The 14,168-nt window shown below is 34.5% G+C and carries 9 protein-coding genes; 5 read left to right on the top strand and 4 right to left on the bottom strand.

What is annotated here, in order from left to right; translation table 11 throughout:
* Nucleotides 1-97 precede the first annotated feature (97 nt).
* From C1H87_RS19385 to C1H87_RS19375, 3 genes are all read right to left on the bottom strand, one after another.
* The gene (locus tag C1H87_RS19385; RefSeq protein WP_102757406.1) at nucleotides 98-1,495 is read right to left on the bottom strand and encodes a glycosyl hydrolase family 8; all 1,398 of its coding nucleotides are present in this window, start codon (nucleotides 1,493-1,495) and stop codon (nucleotides 98-100) included.
* A gap of 70 nt (nucleotides 1,496-1,565) precedes the next feature.
* Nucleotides 1,566-3,032: a magnesium chelatase gene (locus C1H87_RS19380; protein ID WP_102757405.1), complete on the bottom strand. Its 1,467-nt coding sequence runs from the start codon at nucleotides 3,030-3,032 to the stop codon at nucleotides 1,566-1,568.
* Nucleotides 3,033-3,333: 301 nt separating this feature from the next.
* Nucleotides 3,334-4,491 carry a vWA domain-containing protein gene (locus C1H87_RS19375; RefSeq protein ID WP_233783206.1) on the bottom strand — a complete coding sequence of 386 codons (1,158 nt, stop codon included), beginning with the start codon at nucleotides 4,489-4,491 and terminating at the stop codon, nucleotides 3,334-3,336.
* Between the two features lie 79 nt (nucleotides 4,492-4,570).
* On the opposite strand from C1H87_RS19375, the gene C1H87_RS19370 reads away from it, so the two are divergent.
* The 3 genes from C1H87_RS19370 to C1H87_RS19360 all read left to right on the top strand — a co-directional run bounded on the left by C1H87_RS19370 (nucleotide 4,571) and on the right by C1H87_RS19360 (nucleotide 10,437).
* Entirely contained in the window at nucleotides 4,571-7,813 is a 3,243-nt protein-coding gene (locus C1H87_RS19370) for a WD40/YVTN/BNR-like repeat-containing protein (RefSeq protein WP_102757404.1), read from the top strand.
* A gap of 2 nt (nucleotides 7,814-7,815) precedes the next feature.
* Entirely contained in the window at nucleotides 7,816-9,765 is a 1,950-nt protein-coding gene (locus C1H87_RS19365; RefSeq protein ID WP_102757403.1) for a S9 family peptidase, read from the top strand.
* 366 nt (nucleotides 9,766-10,131) lie between these two features.
* The gene (locus tag C1H87_RS19360; RefSeq protein WP_102757402.1) at nucleotides 10,132-10,437 is read left to right on the top strand and encodes a DUF6520 family protein; all 306 of its coding nucleotides are present in this window, start codon (nucleotides 10,132-10,134) and stop codon (nucleotides 10,435-10,437) included.
* Between the two features lie 189 nt (nucleotides 10,438-10,626).
* On the opposite strand, the gene C1H87_RS19355 is transcribed toward C1H87_RS19360, so the two are convergent.
* Complete coding sequence (locus C1H87_RS19355; protein ID WP_102757401.1) at nucleotides 10,627-11,304, bottom strand: Crp/Fnr family transcriptional regulator; 678 nt, start codon at nucleotides 11,302-11,304, stop codon at nucleotides 10,627-10,629.
* Nucleotides 11,305-11,413: 109 nt separating this feature from the next.
* Between C1H87_RS19355 and C1H87_RS19350 the strand changes: the two genes are divergently transcribed.
* Entirely contained in the window at nucleotides 11,414-13,789 is a 2,376-nt protein-coding gene (locus C1H87_RS19350; RefSeq protein ID WP_102757400.1) for a heavy metal translocating P-type ATPase, read from the top strand.
* A 188-nt stretch (nucleotides 13,790-13,977) separates the two neighbouring features.
* The gene (gene ccoS / locus C1H87_RS19345; RefSeq protein WP_102757399.1) at nucleotides 13,978-14,163 is read left to right on the top strand and encodes a cbb3-type cytochrome oxidase assembly protein CcoS; all 186 of its coding nucleotides are present in this window, start codon (nucleotides 13,978-13,980) and stop codon (nucleotides 14,161-14,163) included.
* Nucleotides 14,164-14,168 lie beyond the last annotated feature (5 nt).

Genomic DNA, 14,168 nt, shown 5'->3' with positions numbered 1-14,168 from the left:
ATATTTCTATAGAAAAAAAATTTATAAAAGCGTAGTATGCTTACCTTTCATGGTTGCATACTACGCTTTCGCTTTATATGTAATGGGTTATACTATTTTACAGTTTAACAATCTTAAAGTTGTCCTCATCAATATTTAAAAGATAAACACCACTTTTTAAGTGTTTAATATCTAACCTTATTTCTGAGGTATTAATTGGTTCTCTTAATAATTCGACACCATTAATTGAATACAGCCTAATAAACTTTGGTCTTGAAGATCTAAAATTTACAAATAAATAATCTGAAGCAGGATTAGGGTATATTTCAAAGGAAAAGTCATCCAACTCGGTAACACTTAAAGGGGTTTCTTGTAACGGGTTATATGTATTACCAGAAAGCGTAAACATATAAATGGCTCTTAATGTTGCACTAAAATAATCACTTTTAGATTGATTCTTTAATTCTGTATAACCATTATTTACAAAACTTTGAGTACTTGAAGACATACCTGCTGTAGCATAAGCACCAGTAAATACCGGGTCTTTATAATCTGTTGAAATTGGAACACCATCTTGATTATAACCCGGGTATATTTGATTAAAGCCGCCTTTAGCAGTGACAAAATTATTACACAAAACTGAATAATCCAATGCTTTAGAATTACCATGCCACACATAATCAATTGCTATTCTCCATGGTGCCCTAGCTGAATCGTAATAATAAGACTTCCCTTGATTATGTGCTCCTCCAGGTAGTACAGTTGCATAATTACCATCCGCTTTACACCAATCTGATACTAAATTATAAGCCGCATTGTTTTTAAATAAATTAGCATTAATAATATCGTAGCACGTATCTGCAACAGTGTTCCAAAAAGTAGCATCTTTCATATACTCACCAAACACTCTAAAATAGCCAGTTGCAAAGTATGATGGACTTGTATTGGTGCTCCCTCCCCAGACATCACCAGGCTTTAAGACATTTGTACCGGCTTCTACTTCATGATTTTTTATAGCATTTATTAATGTTTTTGCATCTGTCTCATAATTTATAGCACCTGTATTTCCCCAACGTTTATCTGCCACAATTAAGGCTATAGCTGCATCTAATTCTGCATCAGTTGCACCATTAAAACCAATGGCATTGGAGCAACCATCTATTTTCCAGTTCATAACACCATTTGCATTAGCAAAGTCTTGATAGTAAAGCCATAGACCATCAAAAAGTTCTTTATCATTTGCATAAGCTGACAATAACATGCCGTATGCTACTCCCTCGGAAACTGTTTCGTTAGTCGGGTTAAATTTAATTCGATATCTTCCATTAGAACAGGGTGAGGCAAAAGTGTTTCGCCACGCCACGTAGACATCATACAAATCATCTGCTTGAATATTTGATGGTTGAATGCCGTAAGCATAATCTTTATTCAAAAAATTTATTTCTGAAATTTGAGCACTAGACAGGCTCACAAATAGTAGTAACAACCAAACGGTTGTAGGATAACATTTTAACATAATAAGTAGGTTTTTTCGTTATCCTATATACGTTATTAATCTAAATGTCAGATTTTATTTAGCACTATTTTTATATCCCATTTATAAAACTTCCATAAGGATCTTTAAACTGAATACCTTCGGTTAACCTTTGTTTACTTAATTGCTTAAATTCCACCAACGCCCAAAGCACAAACTCCTTTACAAAATAACTATCCTGTTTAGATAAATTAGGCTGGTATTCTCCTAATAAATCATTTAAAGGTTCAATAGAGTCTAGTAAACTTTTATACTCCTTATCGCGTAAGTCGTCCAAGAGTTCGAAACCTTCTTTTAGGTTAAAAAACCAAGACACAATATTATCATAAGGACTTTCTTCATCCTGTTTTTTTAATTTTTCAATCTTTGGAAAAAATTCACTAAACAAACTCTTAACCGCCTCGCCTATTAAATTATAAGCAACAACGGCGCTTCCCTCCTGCTCTCCTTCGTAAACCAATTCTACTTTTCCTGTAATAGACGGAATAACACCAATAAAATCACTTAAACGTACCATGGTGTTTTTATCGCCCGATATTAGCGCTCTACGTTCCGCGGTACTTAGTAAATTCTCTAAAGCAGTAATACTTAACCTGGCACTTACGCCGCTTTTAGCATCAATAAAATCATTTTCACGAGCTTCAAAGGATATTTGCTCCAGTAAATCCCTTGCTAATTCAGGAACTGTAACAGTTTCTTTTTGTCCTTCTACTAATTTGGCTTCTTGTTCTGTTATTAATCTGGCCGTATCTATATTTATTGGGTAATGGGTTAAAATTTGAGAACCAATTCTGTCTTTTAAAGGTGTTACAATACTTCCTCTATTGGTATAATCCTCAGGGTTTGCAGTAAATAAAAACTGAATATCTAAAGGTAAACGTAACTTGAATCCTCTAATTTGAATATCACCTTCTTGTAAAATATTAAATAAAGCTACTTGAATTCTGGCTTGTAAATCTGGTAATTCATTAATTACAAATATGCAACGATTAGCTCTTGGTATCATACCATAATGTATCACTCTGTCGTCTGCATAACTCAATTTTAAGTTGGCTGCCTTAATAGGGTCTACATCACCAATAATATCAGCTACTGTAACATCGGGTGTTGCCAGTTTTTCAGCAAAACGTTCACTTCTATGTAGCCATGAAATAGGTGTATCGTCTCCTTTTTCATTTATCAATTCAGTTGCAAATCTCGAAATTGGCTGAAACGGATCATCGTTAATCTCAGATCCTGTAACATAAGGAATATATTCATCTAACAGATTCAACATTAAACGAGCCAAACGTGTTTTAGCTTGTCCTCGTAACCCCAAAAGGTTGATATTATGACGAGATAAAATGGCACGCTCTAATTCGGGAATAACAGTATTCTCGTAACCATGCACACCTTCAAAGGTCGTTTCCTTATTCTTTATTTTTTTAATAAGATTATCTCTTAATTCATCTTTAATGGATTTAGGTTGATATTTTGCCTTCTTTAAATCCCCCAGTGTTTTTATGTTTTCTATGTTCATATACTTTTGTTTAGAAAAGAGATTATAAACTTGTATAATTATATCTTTTCTTTTGTTATCTTTTTTTAACCCTTCGAGTCTCGATTATACCGGAACGCATCTTTCCTTTAACCTTATTACTTTATTCGTTACGGCTCTCCTCTTAAATCTAAGAGGAGAATGAATTCCGATTTAATAAAAAATCGGAAGAAAGAGGTGTTTTTTACTTTACATACTCTAAATACTCTAACCCTCCGATCCCGATTCCATCGGGACCACCTCCCTTTTTAAAAGGGAGGAGCAAGTCTGTTCTTGCTTCTAGTTAGCCTCTAATCCGTTTCTTTCTATTCGTTTCGTAATCTTCAAAGATCATTTCCCCCAATCCTTTTAATCCCGTATAAAATGCTTTTCCTTGATTTGCATAAGTAAACTCCCTTACAAATTGCATCAAATAACTATCCTGAGCAATCATAAATGTTGTAATAGGAATATGTAAACGTCTAGCCTGTTGCGCCATGGCATAACACTTATTTACAATATGTTTGTCTAATCCATTACTGTTTTTATAGTACTGACCGTCCGGCAAACGCAAACAACTTGGTTTCCCATCGGTGATCATAAAAATCTGTTTATTAGTATTTCTTTTTCTTCTAAGCAAATCCATAGCCAACTGCAATCCCGCTACAGTATTGGTATGATAAGGTCCAACTTTTAAATAAGGCAAATCCTTAATTTCAATCTGCCATGCATCATTTCCAAACACCAAAATATCCAAAGTATCTTTTGGATACCGCGTAGTAATCAATTCTGCTAATGCCATAGCTACTCGCTTAGCTGGTGTAATTCGATCTTCCCCATAAAGAATCATACTATGGCTTACATCAATCATTAAGACAGTACTCATTTGCGATTTATGAAGCGTTTCTTCAACCACCAGATCATCCTCAGATAAATTAAAATCACCAATCCCATGGTTAATTTGAGCGTTCTTTAAACTCTCTGTCATAGACACCTTATCCAAAGCATCACCAAACTGATAATTTCTATAATCTCCCGTGTGTTCATCACCTATTCCAGGACTTTTACTTTTATGGTTTCCTTTCCCACTTCGTTTAATCTTCCCGAAAATATGATCTAAAGCTTGCTGACGAATGGCACGTTCTGTTTTTGCAGTAATAGCCATACCTCCGTTTCCATCAGGATCAAGTTCTTCTCTTATATACCCTTTCTTCTTTAAATCTTCAATAAAATCATCAATAGAATAATCGTCGGTAGTGAGCATATATTCTTTATCTAACTCCCGTAACCATTCTATAGCTTCATCAAAATCACCAGAAGTATGGGTAATGAGCTCTTTGAAAACTTCAAAAATTCTATCAAAAGGGGACTGAAAAGGAGCTTCATATTTTTTAAATACAAACCCTTTTCTTATGGCTTTTTTATCTATCATAGCTGTATAAAAATACCACATTTTTTTCATTACATAAAAGCATTAACATCTCATTAAGAATCTCGCGCTAAGTTTTTGTTATCTTTATTCCGACTAATCGAATAAATAAATGAAACGCACACTCTACCTATTGATGCTATTGGCATCAATTTCTGTATTTTCCCAAGAATTTTCAATGGACTTATTAAAGAACATGCAACCACGAAACATTGGTCCTGGCGGTATGTCTGGTCGTGTTACAGCCATAGATGTTGTACATTCTAATCCAGATATCATGTATGTTGGAACCGCTTCGGGGGGATTATGGAAATCGACTTCTGGGGGTATTAAATGGCACCCAATTTTTAACAAAGAAGTAACAGCCTCTATTGGTGCTGTCGCTATTCAACAATCAAACCCAAGTGTTATTTGGGCAGGAACCGGTGAAGGAAACCCGAGAAACAGCTTAAATGGCGGCTATGGCATATACAAGTCGTTAGATGGCGGTAGAAACTGGACATTAATGGGCTTGGAAAAAACACGGCACATACATCGTGTTATTATCGATCCAACGAATCCGAATATCATTTATGTTGCTGCTATAGGTTCGCCTTGGGGAGAACACCCAGAGCGCGGTGTATATAAAACCATCGATGGTGGAAAAAATTGGAAGAAAATTCTATTTGCCAATAACAAAACCGGAGCTGCCGATTTGGTTATGGATCCTACAAACCCCAATAAACTTATTGCTGCCATGTGGGAACACAAAAGAGAGCCTTGGTTTTTTAATTCTGGTGGTGAAGGCTCTGGATTACATATTACCCATGACGGAGGAGAAACATGGAAAAAGTTAACCGATGAAGATGGCTTACCAAAAGGAAATTTAGGACGTATAGGTATCGCTATTGCTGCAAACAAACCCAATACAATCTATGCCCTTATTGAAGCCAAGAAAAATGCCTTATACAAAAGTGAGGACGGTGGTTTTAAATGGAAAAAAATAAACGATAAAAACGATATTGGAAATCGTCCTTTTTACTACTCTGAAATTTATGTAGACCCACAAAATGAAAACCGTGTCTATTCTATTTATACCTATGTAAATGTTAGTGAAGATGGCGGAAAAAACTTTTCACAGCTCATGCCTGCATATGGAGCCAATAACGGTGTGCATCCCGACCACCATGCCTGGTGGATACATCCCAACAATGGTGATTTTATGATAGACGGTAACGATGGCGGATTAAATATTACGAAAGATGGAGGTAAAACATGGCGCTTTATAGGCAATCTACCTGTTGCGCAATTTTATCATATAAATGTAGATAACGATATTCCGTATAATGTGTACGGAGGCATGCAAGACAATGGTTCATGGAAAGGTCCTGCTTATGTTTGGCGTTCGCAAGGTATTAGAAACTCTTACTGGCAGGAAATAAGTTTTGGTGATGGTTTTGATGTTGTTCCAGACAAAGAAGATTCCCGTTTTGGTTGGTCTATGAGTCAACAAGGCTACGTGAGCAGATACGATTCCGAAACCGGAAATAATTACATCGTAAGACCAATACATCCCGATGCCGATGTAAAACTCCGATTCAATTGGAACTCGGCCATAAACATAGATCCTTTTGACTCCAGTACAATTTATTTTGGCAGTCAATTTGTTCACAAATCTACAGACAAAGGCTTAACATGGGAGATTATCTCCGAAGATTTAACAACCAATGATCCTGAAAAGCAAAAACAAAGTGAAAGTGGCGGATTAACGATGGATGCAACTGGTGCCGAAAACCACTGTACCATTTTAGTTATAGAACCTTCACCGCTCGAAAAGGACATGCTCTGGATTGGTACAGACGATGGTCGTTTACATTTTACCCAAAACGGCGGACAAACTTATACTGAAGTTACTAAAAATATTAAAGGGCTTCCTTCTGGAAGTTGGATTGCCCAAATAAAGGCTTCTAATAAAAACAAAGGTGAAGCGCTTTTAATTGCTAACGATTACAGACGCTTTAACTATACGCCCTATGCTTACCGCACTAAAAACTATGGCAAAACATGGCAACGCATAGTTGATGCTAACGACGTAAAAAGTTATACATTATCTATAGTTGAAGATATTGAGAACCCTAACCTATTATTTTTAGGAACAGACGATGGTTTATACCTCTCTTTAGATGCAGGAAACAAATGGACAAAATGGACTACTGAAGGCTTTCCAACGGTTCCTGTAAAAGACTTGGTTATTCATCCACGTGAGCACGATTTGGTTATTGGAACTTTTGGTCGCGCTGCATGGGTTTTAGATGATATTCGTCCGTTACGAGCCATTGCCAAGAATCAGGAAATAATTAATAAAAAATTAGAGTTATTCCAACCTCCAACAGCTTACATGGCTGCTTATCAACAACCAACGGGAACTCGCTTTGGAGCTGATGCTATATACCATGGTGAAAACAGAAAATATGGAGCTCAAATATCGTATTATGTAACTATAGACAAAAAGGAGTCGTCTGATGAAGATAAGAAAGACGATGACGATAATACCAATGAGACAATAGATGAAGATCAGGAGCCTACTTCGACTTCGCTAAATACAGAAGTTCAGGTTAAATGGGATTCTTTAACTATGAAAATTTATGATAAAGACCGTTTAATAAGAACATTGAAACAAAAAGCGCCTAAAAAAACTGGTATTCATAAGTGGACCTGGTATATGAATGAAAAGGGGCCAGACTGGGCATCGCGAAAAATAAGTAACGTAAAAACAGAACCCGGAGGTGTTAGAGTAAAACCCGGAACATATAACATAGTGTTGCATTTTGGAGATCAAACCTCAAAACAAACGATTACCGTTAAAAACGATCCTCGTTTGAACAAATCTGAGGCTTCAATTAACGAAGTATACAATGCCTCAAAAAACATTGAACATATGAAGCAGGTTATGGCAGACGCTGTTAAACAACTCGTTGAAAGTAAACAAACTGTTAAAAAATATCAATCCGGTTTAAAAAAACTGGATAAAGAGTTATATAAAGATCAAATAAAAGCATCAAAGGATATTACTAAAAAGATTGACGACATTATTAATCTGTTTTTAGGAAAAGAAGATAAAAGACAAGGTATAACGCGCGATCCTGGGGTGAATATTAATCAACGTATAAATGTAGTAGATAATTACGTAAGTTCTAGGCAAAATGGGTTGACTACAACAGAAACCACATTACTTAAACATGCTGAAAAAGCTTTAAGAAACGGAATTGAAAAAACAAATGCTTTTTTTAACGACGATTGGAAAACCTACAAGAATTTGGTGGAAAATATAAAGCTATCCCCATTTAAAGAAGTGAAATCATTTAAAACCAATTAGATATGAATAAACTGGTAACCTTAGTGCTTCTGGTTTTGTTTGTTTCTTGTAAAAAAGAAAACAAAACAGAAGAAGTTGCTCTTAATTTAAAAGAGTACACAATTGAACAGTTCATGGATAATGAAGCTGTAGGTGGAGGGAGTTTTTCTCCAGACAAATCAAAATTATTGATATCGAGCAATCGATCTGGAATTTATAATATGTACACCGTTCCTACATCTGGTGGTGATTTTACGCCTATTACGGCTTCAGACTCATCATCGGTTTTTGCTATTTCTTACTTTCCAAACGACGAACGTATGTTATATAGAGCAGATGGAAATGGTGATGAAATCTTTCATTTATACATGCGAGATACCGATGGTTCGATCTCCGAACTAACACCAGATGAAGGCGCAAGAGCATCCTTTAATGGCTGGTCTCACGATGGAAAAAGCTTTACGTATAGTTCTAATAAAAGAGATAAGCGCTTTATGGATGTTTACGAAATGAACATTGAGGATATGACTTCTAAATTAATTTATCAAAACGATGAAGGCTATAATCTTAATGCTATTTCCAGCGACAAGAATCTTTTGGCTTTAAGTAAAACCATAAATACAAACGACAGCGATATTTTTATTTACAACAGAACTGATAAATCGCTCACAAAAATTAACGAAAACCAAAGCAGTAATTTTGCTCAGGATTTTTCTTTAAACAACGAAACGCTTTATTACACTACAGATGATGGCGCAGAATTCTCGTATGTTATGAAGTACAATGCCACTACCGGCGAAAGGCAAAAGGTTTTAGAAAAATCTTGGGATATAACTGGTATTTACTTTACCCATAACGAGAAGTACATGGTTAGTTATATAAACGAAGATGCCAAAAACGTTATAGAAATATTGGATATGGCTTCTGGTAAAAATATAGAACTCCCAGATTTTAAAAATGGAAGCATTACCAGTGTTGGTTTTTCCAGAGACGAAACCATGATGCGCATGTATGTTGGAGGTTCTAATAGTCCATCGAATTTATTCACTTACAATCTTGCGACCAAGGAGCAACATCAATTAACCGATGTACTTAATAAAGATATAGATGCAGAGCACTTAGTAACTGCCAAAGTAATTAGATATAAATCTTTTGACGGTGTAGAAATTCCTTCTATTTATTATTTACCGCATCAGGCTTCAGTAAAAAATAAAGTACCAGCTTTGGTTTTAGTACATGGTGGACCTGGAGGGCAAAGCAGACAAAACTTTAGATCTCTAGTACAATATCTGGTTAATCATGGTTATGCCATACTAGCCGTAAATAACCGTGGAAGCAGTGGTTATGGTAAAACATTTTTTCAAATGGATGATTTAAACCATGGCGAAAAAGACCTACAAGATTGCGTAGAAGGTAAAAAATGGTTAGCCTTACAACCCGAAATTGATGCTAGCAAAATTGGTATTATGGGCGGGTCTTACGGTGGATACATGACTATGGCTGCGTTAACCTATACTCCAGAAGAATTTGCCGTTGGGGTTAATATATATGGTGTAACAAACTGGATACGCACACTTAAAAGTATTCCACCATGGTGGGAATCATTTAAAGATGCGCTTTACAAAGAATTAGGAAATCCGCATACAGCAGACTCTATAAGACTACATAAAATATCGCCTTTATTCCACACCGATAAGGTAACCAAACCTTTAATCGTTTTACAAGGTGCTAAGGATCCTCGGGTTTTACAGGTAGAATCAGACGAAATCGTTGCTGGAGTTCGTAAAAATGGAGTACCTGTAGAATACGTTTTATTTGAAGATGAAGGTCATGGTTTTGTGAAAAAAGAAAACCAGATTAAAGCTTATAGCAGTATTCTTAAGTTTTTAGATACTTATCTTAAAAAGGAAAACGCACCTATAGATGGTGAAATTCCTGTAAAAGAAATTGAAGCTGAAACGGCAAAACAGTAACGATCTCTTACCTACATAGAAACAATTTAAAGAGGGTGAATTCTAAATTAAAATCAAAAGAATTCATCCTCTTTTTTAGTCATATACAATATGACTTATTGGTACTTTTTAAAAACTACTTCTCTTAAGATCCTTATTAAGCAAATATTTATCCTTTAGAGGTAAGTTTTATATTGCAACTTTATACGGTATTTAGTAATCAATTTATTAGAAATGTCGTGTAAAGAAATCCCCTTTTCTACTATAATACCTCAAAGGCAATACTAAAAAATTAAAAAAACAGTATCCTATAATGATACTTCTGTCAGGGCTAAGACCGAAAACCTGTAGAAAAGAGTAGGTCGTTAATTTTTTAATATATATGTTATGAATTTTAAAATTTTTAAAATCGTTTTACCAGTATTTACTTTAATGTTAGCTATCACTACTTCAGTTGCTTTTGCTCCAGCTGAAAACGATGCAGAACATGTTGGCAAAATTACAGAAGGGTGGATTCAAAACGCAGCTCAACCGGGTAAGTGCGGTACAGCCTTTATTAATGTTTCCTGTCAAAATGCAATTCCTCCAAATTTTGAGATTTGTACAGTTACAATTGCAGGTAAAAAAGAGAAATTATTAGATCAACACGTAGGGAAGTGTAATATTCTCTTATATAAATACACGCCTAATTAATTATAAAAACTAAAAAGAGAGCCTCTATATGGGGCTTTTTTTAATACAACTTACTCTTGTTTTTAAATAATACCTGTTCTGATAAAATATACTAGAGTAAAAGAAAACTCAAACACAGATGTTTAAATTTCATATTGAAGTATAACATAAAAGGATTGCAAATAACGAATTCAACTTATAATTCTATAGTTATTCAATTCGTTTCAATCCTTCTTTATTTTCTATCTTAATTTGTTTTCCAATAGTAGAAATGAGTCCTTCCTTTTTAAATTGGGATAAAACTCTTATGGCAGACTCTGTTGCCGTACCAACGATATTAGCAAAATCTTCTCGAGACAACAATACACTAAGTGTACCATCTGGATTAACTCCAAAACTATCATGTATATAAATTAATGCCTCAGCCAAACGTTGTCTAACAGATTTCTGAGCCATGTTAACAATAATATCGTCCGCTTCTCTTAAATCATGAGCCATATCCTTTAATACATCAAAGGAAAACTTAGGATTCTTTTGAAGATCGGCCATGATTTCATGTTTAGGAATAAAACAGACTTCCATATCGTTTAAAGCTGTAGCTTGTAAATTGGAATTTTCGTCGCTAACCAGAGAACGCTGACCTAGTAATTGGCCCTTAACAACCATTTTTACAATTTGATCTTTACCGTTTTCACTTAATTTAGACAGCTTACAGATACCATCCTTAACACAATAAACGCCATTTACAGCATCTCCCTCTTCAAAAATAACCGTTCCTTTTTTTATTGTATACGATGTTTTGCAGTTTGAAATTCTTACCAACTCATCCTTAGTCAGAGATTTAAGAGAATTGAACTGCTTTATAATACAAGATTCACACTTACCCATAATATTTAATTGCTCATGATGTAAAAATAAAGAAAACATGACAATTATCATATTAAAATAGCCATTAACTTATAACCTTTGTACTAGGTATAAATGAGCAAAAATAGGAATGGACAACAACACATGTTTTCATTGTGGGTTAGATGCAACGTCCTCTACAATTACATTTGATGATAAATCATTTTGTTGTAATGGTTGTAAAACTGTTTACGAAATTTTTTCTGTAAACGATTTAACCTGTTATTACGATTTACAACAAGCACCCGGTGCAACTCCTAAGGATATAGAGGGTAAATACAACTTTTTAGATAATATTAAAATTGTTGAACAACTGCTGGAATTTAATAATGACGATACACAAATCGTTACCTTGTACATTCCGCATATACATTGTAGTTCGTGCATCTGGATTCTTGAAAATTTAAACAAATTAAATCCATCGGTTAACTCATCCATTGTTAATTTTGGCAAAAAAAATGTGCGGGTTACCTATAACAGTGAATCCCTTACACTAAAGAATCTGGTAACTTTATTGAGTAGTATTGGTTACGAACCTTTTATAAGTCTAGACGATTATACCGTTGGCAAAAAACACATTGACCGTTCTTTAATATACAAGCTGGGAATTGCTGGTTTTGCCTTCGGAAATGTTATGTTTTTATCATTTCCAGAATACTTTCAAGTAGATGGGTTTTGGATAGAAAAGTACAAACATTTATTTAGATGGCTTATGTTTTTCTTTTCTCTGCCTGTAGTGCTTTATTCTGCACAAGATTATTTTATTTCTGCCTTTAAAGGGCTTCGGTCTAAAATCTTAAACATAGATGTTCCTATCGCTTTAGGAGTTTTAGTCTTGTTTATAAGAAGTTCTACAGAAATAATTTTTGATGCCGGTTCCGGCTTTTTCGATAGTTTAACAGGACTTATATTCTTTCTATTACTAGGGAAATTTTTTCAACAAAAAACATATACGTTTTTATCTTTTGAACGTGATTACAAATCGTATTTCCCTATAGGCATCACAAAAATAACAAACGAAGGAACAGAAGAACCTATACAGGTATACGACATCGAAAAAGGCAATCGATTACTCATTAGAAATGAAGAGCTTATTCCTGTGGACTGTATTTTAATAAAAGGAAGGGCTCGCATTGATTATAGTTTTGTAACAGGCGAATCTAAAATAGTATCAAAACAATCAGGAGATAAACTTTTTGCAGGAGGAAAACAATTAGACGGCAGCATAGAAGTAGATGTATTAAAATCGGTAGAACAAAGTTATTTAACACAGCTTTGGAGCAACGATGTTTTTAAAAAAGACAAAGAATTATCATTTACAAACATTACCAATAGTATTAGTAAACGTTTCACGGTTACCATTTTAGTAATAGCACTATTGGCTACCTCTTTTTGGTTGTTAACAGATTCAAGTAAAGCATTAAATGTTTTTACCTCTGTACTAATTATTGCATGCCCCTGCGCTATTGCTTTGTCTGCTCCTTTTACTTTCGGAAACATATTACGTATTTTAGGAAAGAAAAAGTTCTATTTAAAAAACGCCAGCGTTATTGAGCAGTTGGCTAAAATAAATACGGTCATCTTTGATAAAACTGGCACCATAACTGCTAACAAAGAAACTTCAATAAATTATGAAGGCACAACACTTTCTTTAGCCGAAGAAAACTTATTAAAGAGCACATTACGAGGATCTAATCACCCGTTAAGCAGATCACTTTATAATATCTTAGACAAGCACGATATTCATACTTTAGATACTTATGAAGAGTTTTTAGGAAAAGGTATTGAAGCAAAATATAAAGACCATAATATAAAAATAGGATCAGCGCCTTTTGTTGGTCTGGCAAACGACACAGCTACATTAAACACAGCCGTTCATGTTAGCACCAATAACATATACAAAGGTAAATTTACGTTCTACAACGCCTACAGACAGGGAATCTCTCTACTATTCAATACCCTTAAAAAAGAGTATGATTTAGTAATTCTTTCCGGAGACAATGCCGGCGAAAAAGAGAACTTAACAAAACTACTTCCCACAAAAACCAAGTTACTTTTCAACCAAAAGCCCGAAGACAAACTGGAATACATAAAATACCACCAAAACGAGGGGGCCAATATATTAATGGTTGGCGACGGATTAAATGACGCTGGTGCATTAGCACAAAGTAACGTTGGTATAGCCATCTCAGAAAACGTGAATGTTTTCTCACCGGCCTGCGATGCTATTTTAGACGCCTCCAAATTCAATCAATTATACAATTACATAAAAATATCTAAATCCGCTATAAACATTATAAAATGGAGTTTTTTACTCTCTTTCATATACAACATTATCGGACTTTATTTTGCTGTAACCGGGCAATTGGCACCAGTTGTAGCAGCCATATTAATGCCACTCAGTTCAATTAGTATCGTGGCATTTACAACAGTAACAACAAATATTTTAGGTAGAAAACTAGAGTAAATATGCTCTATTACACGAATAATTATGCTTTAAAATTGTTACACGGTGACTCGTAAAGCTTTCACAGAAATGTGCTGATATTTGATCATCCGTGTATTCGTGGCTAAAAAGTATTCTGTAAAACATGATAAAAATCATATTTTAAAAAAAGACATAAAAGTATTTTTGAACCATAACTTCAAGTAGGTATGAGTGTTATATATATTTTATTAGCTATAAGTATAATTGTAGCTGTGGTTTTTTTTATAGCCTTTATCATGGCAGTAAAGAAAGGACAGTATGACGATAGCTATACGCCTTCCGTAAGAATGTTATTTGAAGATGAACTTATAAAAGAAAATTCCGAAAAAACGATACTAACCAAAAAAGATTAATAACT

The organism is Flavivirga eckloniae (assembly GCF_002886045.1).
GTDB classification, from domain to species: Bacteria; Bacteroidota; Bacteroidia; order Flavobacteriales; family Flavobacteriaceae; genus Flavivirga; species Flavivirga eckloniae.
The sequence above is the reverse complement of the archived record's forward strand: the minus strand, read 5'-3'. Positions and strand labels throughout refer to the sequence as shown.